Source organism: Providencia sp. PROV_01 (assembly GCF_053098325.1).
The window spans coordinates 3,615,799-3,634,919 of the sequence record NZ_JBRFKD010000002.1 but is presented as its reverse complement, the minus strand read 5'-3'; the positions used below and the strand labels follow the sequence as shown (position 1 = coordinate 3,634,919).

The 19,121-nt window shown below is 42.6% G+C and carries 18 protein-coding genes and 3 tRNA genes; 19 read left to right on the top strand and 2 right to left on the bottom strand.

Annotation, left to right across the window (positions count from 1 at the left end):
• Positions 1-33: 33 nt before the first annotated feature.
• The 19 genes from ACU696_RS17670 (at position 34) to ACU696_RS17580 (ending at position 17,676) form a co-directional block, all read left to right on the top strand.
• Positions 34-750: a succinate dehydrogenase iron-sulfur subunit gene (locus tag ACU696_RS17670; RefSeq protein WP_004256824.1), complete on the top strand. Its 717-nt coding sequence runs from the start codon at positions 34-36 to the stop codon at positions 748-750.
• Positions 751-1,246: 496 nt separating this feature from the next.
• The gene (gene sucA / locus ACU696_RS17665) at positions 1,247-4,060 is read left to right on the top strand and encodes a 2-oxoglutarate dehydrogenase E1 component (RefSeq protein ID WP_004909072.1); all 2,814 of its coding nucleotides are present in this window, start codon (positions 1,247-1,249) and stop codon (positions 4,058-4,060) included.
• Between the two features lie 14 nt (positions 4,061-4,074).
• The gene (gene odhB, locus ACU696_RS17660) at positions 4,075-5,286 is read left to right on the top strand and encodes a 2-oxoglutarate dehydrogenase complex dihydrolipoyllysine-residue succinyltransferase (RefSeq protein WP_004909074.1); all 1,212 of its coding nucleotides are present in this window, start codon (positions 4,075-4,077) and stop codon (positions 5,284-5,286) included.
• A gap of 132 nt (positions 5,287-5,418) precedes the next feature.
• Complete coding sequence (sucC, locus tag ACU696_RS17655) at positions 5,419-6,585, top strand: ADP-forming succinate--CoA ligase subunit beta (protein WP_004909077.1); 1,167 nt, start codon at positions 5,419-5,421, stop codon at positions 6,583-6,585.
• Positions 6,585-7,457: a succinate--CoA ligase subunit alpha gene (sucD, locus tag ACU696_RS17650; RefSeq protein WP_004256808.1), complete on the top strand. Its 873-nt coding sequence runs from the start codon at positions 6,585-6,587 to the stop codon at positions 7,455-7,457. The genes sucC and sucD overlap by 1 nt, the downstream gene beginning before the upstream one ends.
• Positions 7,458-8,298: 841 nt before the next feature.
• On the top strand, positions 8,299-9,867 hold the full coding sequence (gene cydA, locus ACU696_RS17645) for a cytochrome ubiquinol oxidase subunit I (protein ID WP_004256799.1): 1,569 nt from the start codon (positions 8,299-8,301) through the stop codon (positions 9,865-9,867).
• Positions 9,868-9,881: 14 nt separating this feature from the next.
• A complete protein-coding gene (gene cydB, locus ACU696_RS17640; RefSeq protein WP_004909081.1) occupies positions 9,882-11,021 on the top strand; it encodes a cytochrome d ubiquinol oxidase subunit II in 1,140 nt (379 codons plus the stop codon).
• A gap of 11 nt (positions 11,022-11,032) precedes the next feature.
• On the top strand, positions 11,033-11,146 hold the full coding sequence (gene cydX, locus ACU696_RS17635; protein WP_004909083.1) for a cytochrome bd-I oxidase subunit CydX: 114 nt from the start codon (positions 11,033-11,035) through the stop codon (positions 11,144-11,146).
• A 5-nt stretch (positions 11,147-11,151) separates the two neighbouring features.
• Positions 11,152-11,439: a cyd operon protein YbgE gene (gene ybgE / locus ACU696_RS17630; RefSeq protein ID WP_004256791.1), complete on the top strand. Its 288-nt coding sequence runs from the start codon at positions 11,152-11,154 to the stop codon at positions 11,437-11,439.
• A gap of 134 nt (positions 11,440-11,573) precedes the next feature.
• Positions 11,574-11,969: a tol-pal system-associated acyl-CoA thioesterase gene (ybgC, locus tag ACU696_RS17625; protein ID WP_004256789.1), complete on the top strand. Its 396-nt coding sequence runs from the start codon at positions 11,574-11,576 to the stop codon at positions 11,967-11,969.
• Positions 11,966-12,649 carry a Tol-Pal system protein TolQ gene (gene tolQ / locus ACU696_RS17620; RefSeq protein WP_004256787.1) on the top strand — a complete coding sequence of 228 codons (684 nt, stop codon included), beginning with the start codon at positions 11,966-11,968 and terminating at the stop codon, positions 12,647-12,649. Before ybgC ends, tolQ begins: the two co-directional genes overlap by 4 nt.
• A 17-nt stretch (positions 12,650-12,666) precedes the next feature.
• Positions 12,667-13,089 (top strand): colicin uptake protein TolR, encoded by a 423-nt coding sequence (gene tolR / locus ACU696_RS17615; protein ID WP_004256786.1) that lies wholly within the window; start codon positions 12,667-12,669, stop codon positions 13,087-13,089.
• Between the two features lie 51 nt (positions 13,090-13,140).
• Positions 13,141-14,259 carry a cell envelope integrity protein TolA gene (gene tolA, locus ACU696_RS17610; RefSeq protein WP_109912828.1) on the top strand — a complete coding sequence of 373 codons (1,119 nt, stop codon included), beginning with the start codon at positions 13,141-13,143 and terminating at the stop codon, positions 14,257-14,259.
• A gap of 146 nt (positions 14,260-14,405) precedes the next feature.
• On the top strand, positions 14,406-15,698 hold the full coding sequence (gene tolB / locus ACU696_RS17605) for a Tol-Pal system beta propeller repeat protein TolB (protein ID WP_004909089.1): 1,293 nt from the start codon (positions 14,406-14,408) through the stop codon (positions 15,696-15,698).
• A 44-nt stretch (positions 15,699-15,742) separates the two neighbouring features.
• Positions 15,743-16,240 carry a peptidoglycan-associated lipoprotein Pal gene (gene pal, locus ACU696_RS17600; RefSeq protein ID WP_004909091.1) on the top strand — a complete coding sequence of 166 codons (498 nt, stop codon included), beginning with the start codon at positions 15,743-15,745 and terminating at the stop codon, positions 16,238-16,240.
• A 22-nt stretch (positions 16,241-16,262) separates the two neighbouring features.
• Positions 16,263-17,054, top strand: a complete 792-nt coding sequence (cpoB, locus tag ACU696_RS17595; protein WP_109912827.1) for a cell division protein CpoB — start codon at positions 16,263-16,265, stop codon at positions 17,052-17,054.
• Between the two features lie 196 nt (positions 17,055-17,250).
• A tRNA-Lys gene (locus ACU696_RS17590) sits at positions 17,251-17,326 on the top strand.
• A gap of 38 nt (positions 17,327-17,364) precedes the next feature.
• Positions 17,365-17,440 (top strand) — tRNA-Lys (locus ACU696_RS17585).
• A gap of 160 nt (positions 17,441-17,600) precedes the next feature.
• Positions 17,601-17,676 (top strand) — tRNA-Lys (locus ACU696_RS17580).
• Between the two features lie 50 nt (positions 17,677-17,726).
• Here ACU696_RS17580 and ACU696_RS17575 read toward each other — a convergent pair.
• Positions 17,727-17,996 carry a hypothetical protein gene (locus tag ACU696_RS17575; RefSeq protein WP_147318174.1) on the bottom strand — a complete coding sequence of 90 codons (270 nt, stop codon included), beginning with the start codon at positions 17,994-17,996 and terminating at the stop codon, positions 17,727-17,729.
• A gap of 23 nt (positions 17,997-18,019) precedes the next feature.
• On the bottom strand, positions 18,020-18,898 hold the full coding sequence (locus ACU696_RS17570) for an aminoglycoside 6-adenylyltransferase (protein WP_164529082.1): 879 nt from the start codon (positions 18,896-18,898) through the stop codon (positions 18,020-18,022).
• Positions 18,899-19,121 lie beyond the last annotated feature (223 nt).

The following is a 19,121-nucleotide window of genomic DNA, read 5'->3' as shown; positions in this document are numbered from 1 at the left end:
CGTGGTGTTAATCCAGTTGCGGAGAAATAAACTATGAAATTACAATTTTCGATTTATCGCTACAATCCTGATGTGGACAACGCACCTCGTATGCAAGATTACACGCTAGAAGTTCCTGAAGGGCGTGACATGATGTTGCTGGATGCGTTAATCCAAATCAAAGAGCAAGATCCAACATTATCCTTCCGTCGTTCTTGTCGTGAAGGGGTGTGCGGTTCTGATGGTCTGAACATGAACGGTAAAAACGGGTTGGCATGTATTACGCCATTATCTGCTTTAATCCGTGGTGGGAAGAAAATTGTCATTCGTCCATTGCCGGGTCTGCCTGTTGTGCGTGACCTGATTATCGACATGACACAATTCTATACCCAATACGAAAAAATTCGTCCATATCTCATTAATGATAACAAGAATCCACCGGCGCGTGAGAATTTACAAACTCCTGCACAACGTGAAAAACTCGATGGTTTATATGAGTGTATTTTGTGTGCTTGTTGTTCGACTTCTTGCCCATCTTTCTGGTGGAATCCGGACAAGTTTATCGGGCCTGCAGGCTTGTTGGCAGCGTATCGCTTCTTAATTGATAGCCGTGATACTGAAACCGATTCACGATTAGATGATCTGAACGACGCTTTTAGTGTCTTCCGCTGTCATAGCATCATGAATTGTGTCAATGTATGCCCTAAAGGACTAAATCCAACGAAAGCTATTGGTCATATTAAATCTATGTTACTAAAACATAGCGCTTAATGATGAATATTTAACCCGCAGTGCTCAGGTGCTGTGGGTTAAAATGGAAATAGCACAAAATAAAAACATAAGTTAAAAGAAACGCGTAAAGTAAAAACAATGACATGATTTTAATGCGCGGAAGCTCACAAAAGCGCGAAAACGAAATACCAACAATGAGCATCAGAAAGTAACATTGTCACCCATAAAAAGTAGTATTTATTAAAACGTTGTCATTACAAAAGCGTAAAAAAGTGAAAGCAAAGAAAGTAACAGTAAAAAGTAGAAAAAATAGCCAACTGCAAAAGATGAAGACGACAGCCCAAGCATAGGGGCCTTTAAAAACCGCAGCCAGTTTTTAAAGGTTCCTTAAAAGGGAAACCCTTACTGATAAAGGGCCTCCCAAAGAGAGAACATGCATAAAGCACGTCCAAGAGAACCTTTATCGAGGTCGCTTAAATGCGGCGATTAGTTAACCACGGCGAAAACTAAAGCTTTAATAGCTTAAGGGATCACAATGCAGAACGGCGTAATGAAGGACTGGCTGGATTCAAGCTTTCTGGCAGGCGCGAACCAGACTTATATAGAACAGCTCTATGAAGATTATCTGACTGACCCTAACTCTGTCGATGCCGAGTGGAAAGCAATTTTTGAGCAACTCCCTGGTGCAGCATTAGGCACTAGCGGCGAACAATTCCACTCCCAAGCGCGCGATTACTTCCGTCGCTTAGCAAAAGACTCTACACGTTATCACACCTCTGTTAGCGATCCAGCTATCGACGCAAAACAAGTTAAAGTTTTGCAATTAATCAATGCGTTCCGCTTCCGCGGGCACCAAAATGCGAATCTTGACCCGTTAGGTCTTTGGAAACGTGAATCTGTTCCAGATTTAGACCCAGCATTCCACAACCTGACGAAAGAAGACTTCAACGAAACATTCAACGTGGGTTCATTTGCTATTGGCAAAGAAACCATGAAGCTTAGTGAGCTATATGAGCACCTGAAACGTATTTATTGCGGTTCTATCGGTGCTGAATATATGCATATCACGAATACAGAAGAAAAACGTTGGATCCAACAACGTCTTGAGTCTGTTGACGTTTCTAAGATCTTCTCAGTAGAAGAGAAAAAACGCTTCTTAGCTGAATTAACTGCGGCTGAAGGGCTTGAGCGTTACATTGGGGCTAAATTCCCAGGCGCCAAGCGTTTCTCATTGGAAGGTGGTGATTCACTGATCCCAATGCTGAAAGATTTAATCCACCACGCAGGCAAGCAAGATACCCGTGAAGTTGTTTTAGGTATGGCTCACCGTGGTCGTTTAAACGTTTTAGTTAATATCTTAGGTAAAAAACCGGGCGAATTATTTGATGAATTCGCGGGTAAACATAAAGACCACTCTAGTGCGGGTGACGTTAAATATCACCAAGGTTTCTCTTCTGACTTTGAAACCGCAGGCTCTCGTGTTCACTTAGCATTGGCATTTAACCCATCTCACCTTGAAATTGTTAGCCCTGTGGTTATTGGTTCAGTACGTGCTCGTCGTGACCGTTTAGATGAAGGCCGTAGCAACATGGTTCTGCCTATTACTATTCACGGTGACTCCGCAGTAACTGGCCAAGGTGTTGTGCAAGAAACGTTGAATATGTCACAAGCACGTGGTTATGAAGTCGGCGGTACGGTGCGTATCGTAATTAACAACCAAATTGGTTTTACCACTTCTAACCCGAAAGACACCCGTTCTACAGAATACTGCACAGATATCGTGAAGATGGTGCAGGCTCCAATTTTCCACGTGAATGCAGATGACCCTGAAGCAGTGGCATTTGTAACTCGTTTGGCACTGGATTTCCGTAACACGTTCAAACGCGATGTTATGATTGATTTAGTATGTTATCGCCGCCATGGCCATAACGAAGCGGATGAGCCAAGTGCAACTCAGCCAGTGATGTATCAAAAAATCAAGCAGCACCCAACACCACGTAAAATTTATGCAGACCGTTTAATTGCAGAAAATGTGTTAAGTGCTAATGATGTCACTGAAATGGTCAATCTGTATCGCGATGCGCTAGATGCAGGTAACTGTGTGGTTGAAGAGTACCGTGAAATGGGTCTGAATTCATACACATGGGCTCCATATTTAAACCATGAATGGGATGCATCATATAAATCAACCGTTGATATTAAACGCTTAACTGAACTGGCAACTAAAGTTAGTACCATTCCAGAGGGCGTGGTTGCGCAATCTCGTGTTGAGAAAATTTATGCAGACCGTGCCGAAATGGCGAAAGGTGAAAAGCTTCTCGACTGGGGTGCAGCTGAAACTTTAGCGTACGCAACATTGGTTGATGAAGGTATTCCTGTTCGTTTATCGGGTGAAGATGCGGGCCGTGGTACATTCTTCCACCGTCATGCAGTGGTCCACAACCAAACGAATGGTTCAGTTTATGTTCCACTGCAAAATATTCATAATGGCCAAGGCGTGTTTAATGTTTGGGACTCTGTTCTGACTGAAAATGCCGTATTAGCATTCGAATATGGTTATGCAACCACAGAACCTCGTGCATTGACTATCTGGGAAGCACAATTTGGTGACTTCGCTAACTGTGCTCAAGTGGTTATCGACCAATTCATTAGCTCTGGTGAGCAAAAATGGGGTCGTATGTGTGGTCTGGTCATGTTACTGCCTCATGGTTATGAAGGTCAGGGTCCAGAGCACTCATCTGCACGTTTAGAGCGTTACTTGCAACTGTGTGCTGACCAAAACATGCAAGTGTGTGTTCCGTCAACACCTGCTCAGGTTTACCACATGTTACGTCGCCAAGCCTTACGTGGCATGCGTCGTCCTCTGATTGTGATGTCACCAAAATCTCTGCTACGTCACCCATTAGCGGTCTCTAGCATGGAAGAATTGGCAAATGGTACATTTGAGCCAGTTATCGGTGAAATCGATGAAATCAATCCGAAAAATGTGAAACGCGTCGTTATGTGTTCAGGGAAAGTCTATTACGATCTGTTAGAACAACGTCGTAAGAATGAACAAACTGACGTTGCTATCGTGCGTATCGAACAGCTATATCCGTTCCCACACGAAGACATTCAAAAAGCGTTGGCGCAATTTACTGATGTAAAAGACTTTGTATGGTGTCAAGAAGAGCCATTAAACCAAGGTGCTTGGTATTGCAGTCAACATAACTTCCGTGAAGCTATCCCAGCAGGGGCAACTTTACGTTATGCAGGTCGAGCTGCTTCTTCATCTCCAGCAGTTGGCTATACGTCCGTACACCAGGAACAACAAAAAGCCCTGGTTAATGACGCTTTGAACATTGAATAATTAAAGGATAGAAAATGAGTAGCGTAGAAATTCTTGTTCCCGATCTTCCTGAGTCCGTTGCAGATGCTACGGTTGCCACATGGCATAAAAAACCAGGTGACAGTGTTCAGCGTGATGAAGTACTGGTTGAGATCGAAACAGATAAAGTCGTATTAGAAGTTCCTGCAAGCGAAGCGGGTGTTTTAGAAGCTATCGTTGAAGATGAAGGTGCAACGGTATTATCTAAGCAATTACTGGGGCGCATTCGTTTAGGCGACAGCACTGGTATCCCTGCTGAAGTGAAAGAAGCACAAGAATCAACACCTGCACAACGTCAAACTGCAAGTCTAGAAACAGAAAGCAACGATGCGCTGACCCCAGCTATTCGCCGTTTAATTGCAGAGCACGATTTAAACCCTGCGGATATCAAAGGGACTGGCGTTGGTGGACGTTTAACTCGCGAAGATGTTGAAAAACATTTAGCAGCAAATAAATCTGCGGCACCTGCGGCGAAAGCACCAGAAGCGCCACAAGCGCCTTTAGCGCATCGTAGCGAAAAACGTGTTCCAATGACGCGTTTACGTAAACGTATCGCAGAGCGTCTGTTAGAAGCGAAAAACACTACTGCAATGTTGACGACGTTTAACGAAGTCAATATGCAACCAATCAAAGACTTACGTAAACAATATGGCGAAGTATTCGAAAAACGTCATGGTGTTCGTTTAGGCTTTATGTCTTTCTATGTGAAAGCTGCTGTTGAAGCACTGAAACGCTACCCAGAAGTGAATGCTTCTATCGATGGCGATGATGTGGTTTACCATAACTATTTCGATATTAGTATTGCAGTTTCAACACCACGTGGTCTGGTAACACCTGTTCTACGTGATGTCGATGCAATGAGCATGGCTGATATCGAGAAGAAAATTAAAGAACTGGCTGTCAAAGGTCGTGATGGTAAATTAACTGTTGAAGACTTAAGTGGCGGTAACTTCACTATCACTAATGGTGGCGTATTCGGTTCTCTGATGTCTACACCTATCATTAACCCACCACAGAGCGCGATTTTAGGCATGCATGCGATTAAAGACCGCCCTATGGCTGTAAATGGTAAGGTAGAGATTCTTCCTATGATGTATTTAGCACTGTCTTACGACCACCGTTTAATCGATGGTAGTGAGTCAGTTGGCTTCTTAGTCGCTATCAAAGATATGCTGGAAGATCCAACTCGTTTACTGCTGGACGTATAGCAACATAACAGGGCAGGGTACAACTTGTCCGGTCTGAAGTAACCGATGCAGCCCGTTCGCGGGTTGCTAAATCAGTAACAATTGCAGGAGGCGAATAAACGCCTCTTCAGACTCAATTATGGATAGAACATCATGAATTTACACGAGTACCAGGCAAAACAGTTGTTTGCACGTTATGGGATGCCTGCACCGACAGGTTATGCCTGTTCATCAGTCGCTGAAACCGTCGATGCTGCTAAAAAAATTGGTGACGGCCCATGGGTAATTAAATGCCAAGTTCACGCAGGTGGACGTGGTAAAGCTGGCGGCGTAAAAGTCACTAGTGATATCAATGAAGTGAAAGCATTTGCAGAACACTGGTTAGGTAAAAACTTAGTTACCTATCAAACTGATGCAAACGGCCAGCCTGTTAACCAAATTCTGGTTGAAACGGCAACTGATATTGCTAAAGAACTCTATTTAGGTGCGGTTGTAGACCGTAGCACTCGTCGCGTTGTATTCATGGCATCTACCGAAGGTGGCGTGGAAATCGAGAAAGTAGCAGAAGAGACTCCAGAGTTAATTCATAAAGCGATTATCGACCCACTGACTGGCCCAATGCCTTTCCAAGGCCGTGAATTAGCATTCAAATTAGGCTTAACCGGTAAACAAGTTAGCCAATTCGCGAAAATTTTCATGGGTCTGGCAACGTTATTCTTAGAACGCGATTTAGCATTAGCTGAAATCAATCCACTGGTTATTAGTACTGCGGGTGATTTAGTTTGTTTAGATGGTAAATTAGGTATCGATAGCAACGCGTTATATCGCCAACCAGAAATTCGTGAACTGCGTGATGAATCACAAGAAGATGCACGTGAAGCACAAGCCGCTCAGTGGGAACTGAACTACGTTGCGTTAGATGGCAATATCGGCTGTATGGTTAATGGTGCGGGCCTTGCAATGGGTACCATGGATATCGTTAAGCTGCACGGTGGTGCACCAGCTAACTTCTTAGATGTTGGCGGCGGCGCGACAAAAGAGCGTGTAACTGAAGCATTTAAAATTATTCTTTCTGATGAAAACGTGAAAGCAGTTTTTGTTAACATCTTTGGTGGTATCGTTCGCTGCGACCTGATTGCAGACGGCATCATTGGTGCAGTTGAAGAAGTTGGCGTAAATGTACCAGTAGTTGTGCGTTTAGAAGGTAACAATGCAGAGTTAGGTGCTAAAAAACTGGCAGACAGCGGCTTGAATATTATCGCTGCGAACAGCCTGACAGATGCAGCTAAGAAAGCAGTAGCAGCAGCGGAGGCTAAATAATGTCTATTTTAATCGATAAAAACACCAAAGTAATTTGCCAAGGTTTCACAGGTGGCCAAGGTACATTCCACTCAGAACAAGCGATTGCTTATGGCACGCAAATGGTGGGTGGTGTGACTCCAGGTAAAGGTGGCACTGTACACTTAGGTTTACCTGTATTTAACACCGTTCGTGAAGCTGTAGAAGCTACGGGTGCAACAGCCTCTGTTATCTATGTTCCAGCACCATTTTGTAAAGATTCTATCTTAGAAGCTATCGATGCTGGCATTAAACTGATTATCACCATCACTGAAGGTATCCCAACGTTGGATATGCTGACAGTTAAAGTGAAATTAGACGAAGCAGGCGTTCGTATGATTGGTCCTAACTGCCCAGGTGTTATCACTCCGGGTGAATGTAAGATTGGTATCCAACCTGGTCATATCCATATGCCAGGTAAAGTCGGTATCGTTTCGCGTTCAGGTACGTTGACTTATGAAGCTGTTAAACAAACAACAGATGCAGGCTTAGGTCAATCAACGTGTGTTGGTATCGGTGGTGACCCAATCCCCGGTTCAAACTTTATTGATATCCTGAAATTATTCCAAGCGGATCCACAAACTGAAGCTATCGTCATGATCGGTGAAATCGGTGGTAACGCAGAAGAAGAAGCAGCGGCTTATATTAAAGAGCACGTCACTAAACCTGTTGTCGGTTACATCGCAGGTGTAACTGCACCAAAAGGCAAACGTATGGGCCACGCAGGTGCAATCATCGCAGGCGGTAAAGGCACTGCTGATGAGAAATTTGCTGCATTAGAAGCGGCTGGTGTGAAAACCGTTCGTAGCCTTGCAGACATCGGTGATGCAGTAAAATCACTGTTGAACAAATAAGTAATTCGCTAGGTAACTAGCAAGAGTAAGAGACGAAAGCCCGTGCTCATGAGAGCGCGGGTTTTTTTATACCTTGCAAAAATGTTTCAAACAATTTTTGTATGGTTATGCGGTTTTATGAAAAGTATGTCTATACTTAAAAATGCGGACTAAAGGGTTATATGAAGGAAAATGGGTAATAAAATGCCAATCAGGCGAGGAAGGGGGGAGTTAGTCGCATTTTGTGCAAAAAATAGCAAAATTGCGACATGTCAATTTTATAATATTGACGATAATTCAATTAAGCCAATATAACCGTTTTTTGATAAAAAAGGCTATATTAATAAAATTCATAATAAGTTTAAAATAAGATACTATTACAAATTAAATATTCTTTTTTCGAGGCTTTAATTCATAGATTATATTTTTTGTTAATCTTTGGAAAAATTAAGAACATTTATGTCATTATCAATAACAGCATTTTAACAAGTAAATAACCATTAATTGACTGGCAGGTATAGCAATTAACAATAGGAAAAAAATTGACGTAAATCAATTCATTGCCTCTGGCTTTATTTGCTTAAATTGCTTAAATTGGTGCTCGATCAAATACTCGGTTTTCTATTAAAGGGTATAATTATTGATGTAAATTCAGAATTCAAATCTGAGTCACGTAAAAGAAGTTTATTGTGTGTGAAGATAGGCGTACTATTATTATAGTAATGTTCGTTCTTTTAATTTTGTTAATTATTTGTTGTTTTGAGGCATTTTTTGCTGGTAGTTAAGAGGCTTTCTAAGTATTAAAAACTGGAAGCTGGGTTGCCGCAAGTCGGTGTCTTCCTGCTAGGAGCAAGGAGTCAAGATGTTTGATATTGTCGAACTGTCACGATTACAGTTTGCCTTAACTGCGATGTATCACTTTCTGTTCGTACCATTAACGCTAGGTATGGCGTTTTTGCTTGCGATCATGGAAACGGTATATGTACTGTCAGGCAAGCAAATTTATAAAGATATGACTAAGTTCTGGGGTAAGTTATTCGGTATTAACTTTGCCCTAGGTGTTGCAACGGGTTTGACCATGGAGTTCCAATTCGGTACTAACTGGTCTTACTACGCGCACTATGTTGGAGATATCTTCGGTGCACCTCTTGCAATCGAAGGTTTGATGGCGTTCTTCTTAGAATCTACCTTTGTCGGTTTATTCTTCTTTGGTTGGGATCGTTTAAGCAAAAAACAACACCTTGCTGTAACATGGTTAGTTGCTTTAGGTTCTAACTTCTCTGCTCTGTGGATTTTGGTTGCGAATGGTTGGATGCAAAACCCAATCGCTGCTGATTTCAACTTTGAAACTATGCGTATGGAAATGGTTAGCTTCTCTGAGCTAGTCTTGAACCCAGTTGCACAAGTTAAGTTCGTCCACACAGTTGCTGCGGGTTATTGTACCGGTGCAATGTTTATCTTAGGTATTAGCTCTTACTACCTGCTTAAAGGTCGTGATGTTGCTTTTGCTAAGCGTTCTTTTGCAATTGCAGCAAGTTTTGGTATTGCAGCGGTTCTATCTGTTATCGTTCTTGGTGATGAATCAGGTTACGAAATGGGTGACGTGCAAAAAACTAAACTTGCAGCGGTTGAAGCTGAGTGGGAAACTCATGCTCCTCCTGCCGCGTTTAACTTAATCGCTTGGCCAGATACCGAGAAACAAGAAAATAAATTTGCGATCTCGATTCCTTGGGCGATGGGTATCATTGCAACCCGCTCGGTTGACACTCCTGTTTTAGGTCTGAAAGACCTAATGAAACAACACGAAGTTCGCATTCGTAACGGTATGATTGCATATGGTCAGTTACAAGAACTTCTTGCAGGTAACAAAGATCCTGAATTGCGCGCAGCATTTGAAGCAAGCAAAAAAGATCTTGGGTATGGTCTGCTGTTAAAACAATATGCACCAAATGTTGTTGATGCAACTGAAGCTCAAATCCAAAAAGCAGTGAAAGATAGTATTCCTAACGTTGGGCCTCTGTTCTGGGCATTCCGTATCATGGTTGGTGTTGGCTTCCTGTTACTGTTAATTATTGGCTGGGCATTCCTGTCAGTAGTTCGTAACCGTATTGGTCAAAATAAACTGTTGCTGCGTATTGCACTGCTCGGTATTCCACTACCATGGATTGCAATTGAGTCAGGTTGGTTCGTTGCAGAGTATGGTCGCCAGCCATGGGCAATTGGTGAAGTGTTACCTGTTTCGGTTGCACACTCTAACTTGACGACTCATGACCTGATCTTCTCTATGGTATTGATCTGTGGTCTGTACACACTGTTCTTAATTGCTGAAATGTTCTTAATGTTCAAATTCGCTCGTAAAGGGCCAAGTAGCTTGAAAACCGGTCGTTATCACTTTGAACAGAAAAACACTTCTGCACACGACGTTCAGTAAATAGGAGTCCACTTATGTTTGATTATGAAGTTCTTCGATTTGTGTGGTGGATCCTTATCGGTGTATTACTGATTGGGTTTGCTGTCACAGATGGCTTTGACATGGGCGTTGGCTTCTTATTACCTATTTTAGGTAAAACAGATACTGAACGCCGTATCATGATTAATGCTGTTGCACCGCACTGGGATGGTAACCAAGTTTGGTTAATCACTGCGGGTGGTGCAATGTTCGCTGCATGGCCACAAGTTTATGCTGCGGCATTCTCTGGTTTCTATGTTGCTATGATTTTGGTATTAGCTGCATTGTTCTTCCGTCCGGTTGGTTTCGACTACCGTTCAAAACTGGAGAACCCAAAATGGCGTAACATGTGGGACTGGGGTCTGTTTATTGGTGGTTTCGTTCCACCATTAGTTATCGGTGTTGCGTTTGGTAACCTGTTATTAGGTGTTCCACTGCAAATCGATAATCAACAGTATCTGACTTACACAGGTAACCTGTTTGGTCTGCTAAACCCATATGGTCTGTTAGCGGGTGTTGTCGGCTTAATGATGATTGTGACGCAAGGTGCAACTTATTTGCAAATGCGTACCACTGGTGAACTGTACTTACGTGTTCGTAAAGCAACTTATATCTGTGCATTAGTCACTTTAGTGGCTTTCGCAGGCGCAGGTGTTTGGTTAGTGATGGGTATTGATGGTTATGTTGTTACTTCAACTATCGATACATTAAGCGTATCTAACCCACTAAACAAAACTGTTGCCGTTGAATCTGGTGCTTGGTTAACTAACTTCAATACTTACCCAATCCTGTGGGCGTTGCCTGCTCTGGGTGTAGCACTGCCGTTAGTGACAATGCTGTTTAGTAAAGCAGACAAAAATGGTTTGGCGTTTGTGAGTTCTTCATTAACCATCGCTTGTATCATTTTAACCTGTGGTGTAGCAATGTTCCCATTCATCATGCCTTCAAGCATCATGCCAAACGCAAGTTTGACCATGTGGGATGCAACATCTAGCTTGTTCACACTGCAAGTAATGACTGTTGTTGCTATTATCTTTGTACCAATCGTACTGGCATACACCGCATGGTGTTACTACAAAATGTTCGGTCGTTTGGACAAAAACTTCATCGAAGGCAACAAGCATTCACTGTATTAAGGAACATAACTATGTGGTATTTCGCCTGGATCCTCGGCACGCTGTTAGCTTGTAGTTTTGCAGTGATCGCAGCATTAGCGTTAGAGCACTCTGAAGACTCTAAAGCCGCTAAAGATGGTGAGTAATAAAAATGCTGGTGGATAAAACCTATCAGCTATTGGATAAGGGGCCGATAAGGGCCCTTATCCTTATTTTAGCTTTAGTTACTGCAGGTGCAGTCATGTGGGATCCAACCCTATTTGCTGCAAAAACTAGTTCATTTCAAATATGGCAAGGGCTGCTGTTAATATGGGCAACGTGTACCGCGATGATTTTTGGTGTGGGTTTTAAACCTAAAAAAGTTATCTTTCGTGCAATTTTTCATCCATTGCCTGCTGCCATCATTCTTATTTGGGGACTTTTTCAGGTCTTTAGATAATTCTAATTGCTAATTATGGGTCCATTGACCCATAATTATTTTTGATATCTTTACTTTCAAAGTGATTCCAAACTGGCACTGTCTTGCGTATAGTGGCACCGTTAATTAATTTAACCTAAGACGGAGTGATTGTTATGTTATTTCGCTGGCCTGTTCGCGTGTATTATGAAGATACAGATGCGGGCGGTGTTGTTTATCATGCACGCTATTTAGCCTTTTTTGAGCGAGCAAGAACCGAAATGCTGCGAAATAAAGGTATCAATCAACAAAGTATGCTTGCTGAGAACCTTGGCTTTGTTGTGCGAAGCATGACAATTGATTTTGTCAAAGGGGCGAAGCTGGATGACCTGCTGGAAGTTGAAACACAAATTATTGAAATGAAACGTGCTTCCTTAACTTTTCAGCAAAGGTTAGTTGATTCGCAAGGTAACCTGCTTTGTGGGGCAAATGCCCTTATTGCTTGTGTGGACACATCAAAAATGAAGCCAATTGCGCTTCCTAAGTCTATTGTCGCGGAGTTTAAACAGTGACTGACATGAATATCCTGGATTTATTCCTTAAAGCGAGCCTTTTGGTTCAGCTCATTATGTTCGTTTTGATCGGTTTTTCTATCGCATCATGGGCGATCATTATTCAAAGAACGAAAATTTTAAATGCGGCAACGCGTGAGGCTGAAGCATTTGAAGATAAGTTCTGGTCAGGTATTGAGCTATCGCGCTTATATAAAGAAAGCCAAGCTCGCCGTGATGAATTGAGTGGTGCCGAACAAATTTTCCATTCTGGTTTTAAAGAGTTCGTTCGTTTACACCAAGCGAATATTCATGCGCCAGATGCAGTAGTGACGGGAGCTTCCCGTGCAATGCGTATTTCAATGAATCGTGAACTCGAATCAGTTGAAGCACATATCCCATTTTTAGGTACTGTTGGTTCAATTAGCCCATATATTGGTTTATTTGGTACTGTTTGGGGGATTATGCATGCGTTTATTGCATTGGGAGCGGTAAAACAAGCAACATTACAAATGGTTGCACCGGGTATTGCTGAAGCGCTGATTGCAACCGCAATTGGTTTGTTTGCAGCGATCCCAGCAGTTATGGCATTTAACCGTTTGAACTTACGTGTCAGCAAATTAGAGCAAAACTACGATAACTTTATGGAAGAGTTTTTAGCCATCTTGCATCGTCAAGCCTTCTCTGCTGATAAGAAATAAGACGGGGAGATAAGCGAATGGCGCGCACAAGTCGCAGACGTGAGCTGAAATCCGAAATCAACATTGTTCCATTACTGGACGTATTGTTGGTACTGTTGCTGATATTTATGGCAACAGCACCGATTATTTCTCAAAGTGTGGAAGTTGAATTGCCGGATGCAACAGATACACAAACCGTATCATCAAGTGATAACCCACCGATTATTTTAGAAGTGTCGGGGGTTGGCCAATATAACATGCGCCTTGATGGTGAGGTTTTAGAATTGCTGCCACCAGAGCAAATTGCTGCAGAGGCGAAATCTCAACTAGAGAAAAATCCAAAAGCAATTTTCTTGATTGGTGGTGCAAAAGAAGTCCCTTACGAAGAAGTGATTAAGGCGCTGAATATATTACACAGCGCAGGGATAAAATCGGTTGGCTTGATGACTCAGCCTATTTAGGCTGGGTTATTGTCGTTTGAATAAGTCACAATTCTTTTTTTGGATACCAGAGTGGGAAAGACAAAAGAGAAAAAAGATAACTTAAATCGATCGTTAGTGATGTCAATCGTATTGCACGTCCTATTGATTGGTTTGATTGTTATAGGCTCTTTAGTTTCCGTCGTCAAACTTGGTGGTGGCGGGGAAGAGGGAACTGTCATCGATGCGGTGATGGTTGACCCTGGCGTGGTTGTTGAGCAGTATGAAGAAATGCAAAGACAGCAAAATAACGTCAGACAAGCGGCAAAAGAGCGCAAAGAGCAAGAACAAAAGCAAGAGGCTGAGCTTAGAGAACAGCAAGAAAAGGAACAAAAGCGTCTTCAGCAGCTTGAAGAAGAGCGTATTAAAATTCAACGTGATACAGCTGAGCAACAAAAGCAAGCTGAGGAACAACAGAAAAAAGCATTAGACGCTGCTAAAAAAGCGAAGGAAGAGCAAAAAATAGCGGAAGAAGCTGCTGCAAAAGCGAAAGCTGAAAAAGAAAAGCTAATTAAAGAGCAAGCGGCTGAGAAGGCGAAGGCCGAGGCGCAAGCGCAGAAAGAAGCCGAAGCCGCCAAAGCCAAAGCTGAAAAAGAAGCTAAAGAAAAAGCGGAAAAAGAAGCCAAGGAAAAAGCCGATAAAGAAGCTAAAGTAAAAGCTGAAAAAGAAGCGAAAGCTAAAGCGGATAAAGAAGCTAAAGAAAAAGCCGATAAAGAAGCTAAAGCAAAAGCGGCGAAAGCCAAAGCTGAAGCGGCTAAAAACGCGGCTTCCGTAGATGATTTGCTTGGTGATTTAACTGCCTCGGGCCCAAGCAAACAAGGTGGTGAAGCCGCAGCTGGAAAAGGTGGTGGTAAAAAATCGGGCGCTTCCAATGCGGATGTGGACAGCTATGCTGGTAAAGTCAAAGCGGCTATCCAAAGTAAATTTTATGATTCAGATACTTTCCGTGGACGTACTTGTGAACTTCAATTGAAGCTCGCGCCTGATGGGTTATTGGTGAGTATTACACCAAAAAATAGCCCAGCTAATGACGCGGCACTCTGTGATGCAGCAATTCGTGCAGCAAAACTTGCAACGATGCCTAAGCCACCGAGCAGAGAAGTCTATGATACGTTTAATAAAGCGGGTAGCACAGTTGTGTTTAAGCCTTGATTTTCAATAACTCAGAGCAGTCTGTATTGATATTATTAAGGCAATAGCATAAATAGTTTGTGTGGTATCTAGTTTTGTTATTATACCTTTGTTAAAATTCAGCGAATTATTGCGGTAGTAAATAATCCGCAGTAAGGGAGATAAGAATGAAGCAGGCTTTTAAAGTAGTTTTAGGGTTCCTAATGCTATGGGCGACAGTGGCTCAGGCTGAAATACGTATTGAGATCACTGAAGGTGTTAATTCAGCTCAACCTATTGGCGTTGTGCCGTTTAAATGGTCAGGTGCGGGTGCACCACCACAAGAAGTCGGCCAAATAGTCGGCGCTGATTTACGCAATAGTGGGAAATTTAACCCTATCGAGCCAAGCCGCATGCCTCAACAACCTGGTACCGCTTCTGAAGTGATTCCTGAAGCGTGGACAGCATTAGGTATTAATGCTGTTGTTGTGGGGCAGGTACAGCCAGCAGCAGATGGTAGCTTTGTCGTTAGCTATCAGTTAGTTGATGTTGCGGCTAACCCAGGTGCTGTTTTATCTCAGAACCAATATAAAGTAACCAAAGAATGGTTACGTTATGCAGCGCATACTGCAAGTGACGAAGTCTTTGAAAAATTAACAGGTATTCGTGGCGCATTCCGTACTCGTATTGCTTATATTGTTGTTAACAAAGGCGGTCAGTATCCATATGAATTACGAGTTTCTGATTATGACGGTTTTAACCAGTTTACGGTTCACCGTTCACCAGAACCTCTGATGTCGCCAGCTTGGTCACCAGATGGTGAAAAACTGGCATACGTGACTTTTGAAAGCGGTAGTTCAGCACTTGTCATTCAAACGTTATCAACAGGAGCAGTTCGTCAGGTCGCATCTTTCCCACGTCATAATGGGGCACCTGCATTCTCTCCAGATGGCACAAAATTGGCATTTGCACTGTCTAAAACAGGCAGCCTGAATTTATATGTTATGGACTTAGCGAGTGGGCAAATTCGTCAGGTGACCGATGGACGTAGTAACAATACGGAACCAAGCTGGATGCCAGATAGCCAAACTTTAGTCTATACTTCAGATCAGGCGGGACGTCCGCAGATCTATAAAATAAATATTAATGGTGGCAGCCCTGAACGTGTGTCTTGGGAAGGAACACAAAATCAGGACGCTGATGTTAGCCCGGATGGTACTTTCTTAGTGATGGTCAGCTCCGGCGGCGGTCAGCAACATGTCGCCAAACAAGATCTGGCAACGAACAACGTTGAATTTTTAACGAAAACGTTCCTAGATGAAACGCCGAGTATCGCACCTAACGGCACTATGGTAATTTATAGCTCCTCTCAAGGCTTGGGGACTATATTGCAGCTAGTTTCGACCGACGGGCGTTTCAAAGCGCGTCTTCCGGCTACCGATGGACAGGTTAAATTCCCTGCCTGGTCGCCGTATCTGTGATGCATAATAATAATGTGTGGCAAAAAATATTAAGGATCAAAACGATGCAACTGAATAAAGTGCTTAAAGGGCTGATGATCGCGTTACCAATCATGGCAGTCGCAGCTTGTAGCTCTAACAAAAACAATGACCAAGATGGCGTAGATACTTCTACTAACCAAACTAACACTGGTCTGTCTGCGGAAGAGCTGGCACGTCAGCAAATGGAACAGCTGCAACAAAATAACACTGTTTACTTTGGCTTTGACAAATACAACGTATCTCCAGAATACGCTGAAATGTTAGATGCACACGCAGCATTCCTGCGTAGCAACCCATCTGTACGTGTTGTTGTTGAAGGTCATGCGGATGAGCGTGGTACTCCAGAATACAACATCGCGCTGGGCGAGCGTCGTGCTAATGCAGTTAAAATGTACCTGCAAAGCAAAGGTGTTTCTGGTGACCAAGTTTCACTGGTTTCTTACGGTAAAGAAAAACCAGCTGTGTTAGGTCACACTGAAGCAGACTACGCGAAAAACCGTCGTGCAGTCATTGCATACTAATAGATAAGCGAAATTATCTATTATGAACAGTAACTTCAGACACTTACTAGTCGGTCTGTCGTTATTGGTTGGCGTAGCGGCCCCTTGGGCCGCTATTGCCCAAGCGCCAATCAACAATGTCGGATCTGGTTCAACAACAGATCGCCTTACCCAACTTGAGACAGCAGTTAGCTCTCAAGGTCAAATCATGTATCAAATCCAACAACAACTCGCTGACAACCAACGCGACATCGACATGTTACGTGGTCAGATTCAAGAAAGTGAATACAAATTGAATCAAGTTATTGAGCGCCAGAAAGATTTATACATGCAATTAGACAATGCAGGCGGTGGAAACTCAGCAACTTCAGGTGATACAACAACACCTGACACTAGTGCATCAAACGCATCACCTTCCTCAACGGCACCTACGGCAGCTGCCAATACAGGTGGGAATGAGAAAGATGATTACAATGCTGCAGTCAAATTAGCGATGGAAAGCAAATCCAAAGCTCAAATTGATCAGGCAATAGGGGCATTACAAGGCTTTGTTAAAGCCTATCCTAAGTCTGGGTATCAATCTAACGCCAATTATTGGTTGGGGCAGTTAAACTACAATAAAGGTAGCAAAGACGATGCTGCTTTTTATTTCGCAACTGTAGTTAAGCAATATCCTAAATCCCAAAAAAGCAGCGAAGCCTTATATAAAGTTGGGCTGATCATGCAAGATAAGGGACAGAAAGATAAAGCAAAAGCTGTTTACCAACAGGTGTTGAAACAATATCCAAACAGTGCTGGTTCAAAATTAGCCGAAAAAAAGCTGAGTACACTTTAATTTATAACCCCGAAGCCATATTACCGAATATTTCGGGGTTATCAGTATGATAAGTGTGCATTTAATCTTTTTTTGCAAAAAAATCATTGCACCCTCGCCAGAAATCAGTAATATAAGCCGCCGTTGATACGAGAATACGGTTAGCCAAAAATCTCGAAAGACAAAAAGAAATTTAGTTAGAAATATTGTTTTAGATGGGTCGTTAGCTCAGTCGGTAGAGCAGTTGACTTTTAATCAATTGGTCGCAGGTTCGAATCCTGCACGACCCACCATACTAAAACCTATAGTAGCAAAAAGAAGTAATCCAGATGGGTCGTTAGCTCAGTCGGTAGAGCAGTTGACTTTTAATCAATTGGTCGCAGGTTCGAATCCTGCACGACCCACCATCTAAAACCTATAGTAGCAAAAAGAAGTAATCCAGATAGGTCGTTAGCTCAGTCGGTAGAATATTTGAGTTTTACAAGATGGTTGCAGGTTCGGCCCGTAAGGGGAAGTTCGAAGAACTTAAAATCCTGCACAAACAAGTAATTAAGTAATCCCAAAGATGGGTCGTTAGCTCAGTTGGTAGAGCAGTTGACTTTTAATCAATTGGTCGCAGGTTCGAATCCTGCACGACCCACCATCTCAAGTCCAGCCTTAGCATTCAGTTCCAATTCAGTAAATACTCAATCGTTAAGCCATACCTCGTAAGCTGGTTGCAGGTTCAGCCCGTAGGGTAAATCCGAAGGATTTAAATCCTGCACGACCCACCATCTCAAGTCCAGCCTTAGTATTCAATTCCCAATTCAGTAAATACTCAATCGTTAAGCCATACCTCGATAAGCTGGTTGCAGGTTCAGCCCGTAGGGTAAATCCGAAGGATTTAAATCCTGCACGACCCACCATCTCAATACCAATCCAGTAAATGTTCAGCTGCCGAGCCATATCTCGACATGAAAGCACTGCATTCCTTTGCTGTACTTTATTTATCTTATTTCACCAGTTTCTGGAAGTAAGGCGTTATCCTGTAAAATACCAATAAGTAGTTCTTGCATTTTCTCAGCCATAATCTGCATATTATCAAATCCTTGAAGGCTAGCGAGCTCAATAGTTACATCTTTAAAGCAGCGCATTAAACACTGAAGAGACAATGCGGCGCTTTGAGCCGTTCCACAATTAAAAATAACCTCCAATGCCTCGATATAAGGTTTAGGCATCCACTCATGGTAGTTGCGTCCTTTATACCAAACATGTCCACCTTGTAAAGAAACAAGGCGTTCTAGCAGCGTTAAAAAATACTGTTTCATATCCGCACTTCTTGACCATGCGACCCACAACTCATCTCGTGTTAAAGCAATGGTAACTTGATGTGCTTCATGCCAAAAATCAGATACAACGTCAGCGAATTGCGATATTGTTAATTGAGGAGGAGCAAATACTTGTTGGTTAGCACTTTCAGGTAAGCCTTCAGTGATCCCTGTTTTATCGAGTAATACAGTAAAACCACGGGAAAATGTCGTATCTAAACCTTGCAGCTTCATCTTAGATAAGCGCTCAGGCTCAGCAAAAGTGAAATCCACTTTGCGGCCTTCTTCAAAGATCACCAAGCAAGTTGGCCAATCAGGGGCATCCTCTTCAAGATTTAGCAAATGAAGGGCAACCATAGGTCCACCAAACTGATTTATCCAAGACTTCTGATTGAATATTTCAGATGTACCGTGGCCGATCAGCTCGATATCAATATCGGAATAACTATCAACATGTTGATCTCGCCCTCGAGAGCCAGTTAATACCACGGCTTCAATTCTTGGATCGAGCAATGAAACTGAAATAATTTTATTTATTAATAATGCAGGTGATTCCATAACTGACCTAATGAATTAAGTAAGGATGGCTAAGATACCGATAAAGAGGCAGAAAAGCGAAGCTTCAGACGCAAAAAACTACTTAAATGCCCAAGTTTTTTTCGAAGTGAGGGAAAATTGTTAGCGTTTATAGGTGATGTGACAGAATTTAAGCTGTGTTAGTACCAAAATTGCCTTAATTGCGAAAAGCACATTGTGTTAAACATGGGGACGGAAAAAGTAC

Excerpts from the sequence above, each read along its gene's own strand:
- ACU696_RS17670 (WP_004256824.1), top strand. The coding sequence starts at position 34 with ATGAAATTACAATTTTCGATTTATCGCTACAATCCTGATGTGGACAAC.
- sucA (WP_004909072.1), top strand. The coding sequence starts at position 1,247 with ATGCAGAACGGCGTAATGAAGGACTGGCTGGATTCAAGCTTTCTGGCA.
- odhB (WP_004909074.1), top strand. The coding sequence starts at position 4,075 with ATGAGTAGCGTAGAAATTCTTGTTCCCGATCTTCCTGAGTCCGTTGCA.
- sucC (WP_004909077.1), top strand. The coding sequence starts at position 5,419 with ATGAATTTACACGAGTACCAGGCAAAACAGTTGTTTGCACGTTATGGG.
- sucD (WP_004256808.1), top strand. The coding sequence starts at position 6,585 with ATGTCTATTTTAATCGATAAAAACACCAAAGTAATTTGCCAAGGTTTC.
- cydA (WP_004256799.1), top strand. The coding sequence starts at position 8,299 with ATGTTTGATATTGTCGAACTGTCACGATTACAGTTTGCCTTAACTGCG.
- cydB (WP_004909081.1), top strand. The coding sequence starts at position 9,882 with ATGTTTGATTATGAAGTTCTTCGATTTGTGTGGTGGATCCTTATCGGT.
- cydX (WP_004909083.1), top strand. The coding sequence starts at position 11,033 with ATGTGGTATTTCGCCTGGATCCTCGGCACGCTGTTAGCTTGTAGTTTT.
- ybgE (WP_004256791.1), top strand. The coding sequence starts at position 11,152 with ATGCTGGTGGATAAAACCTATCAGCTATTGGATAAGGGGCCGATAAGG.
- ybgC (WP_004256789.1), top strand. The coding sequence starts at position 11,574 with ATGTTATTTCGCTGGCCTGTTCGCGTGTATTATGAAGATACAGATGCG.
- tolR (WP_004256786.1), top strand. The coding sequence starts at position 12,667 with ATGGCGCGCACAAGTCGCAGACGTGAGCTGAAATCCGAAATCAACATT.
- tolB (WP_004909089.1), top strand. The coding sequence starts at position 14,406 with ATGAAGCAGGCTTTTAAAGTAGTTTTAGGGTTCCTAATGCTATGGGCG.
- pal (WP_004909091.1), top strand. The coding sequence starts at position 15,743 with ATGCAACTGAATAAAGTGCTTAAAGGGCTGATGATCGCGTTACCAATC.
- cpoB (WP_109912827.1), top strand. The coding sequence starts at position 16,263 with ATGAACAGTAACTTCAGACACTTACTAGTCGGTCTGTCGTTATTGGTT.
- ACU696_RS17570 (WP_164529082.1), bottom strand. The coding sequence starts at position 18,898 with ATGGAATCACCTGCATTATTAATAAATAAAATTATTTCAGTTTCATTG.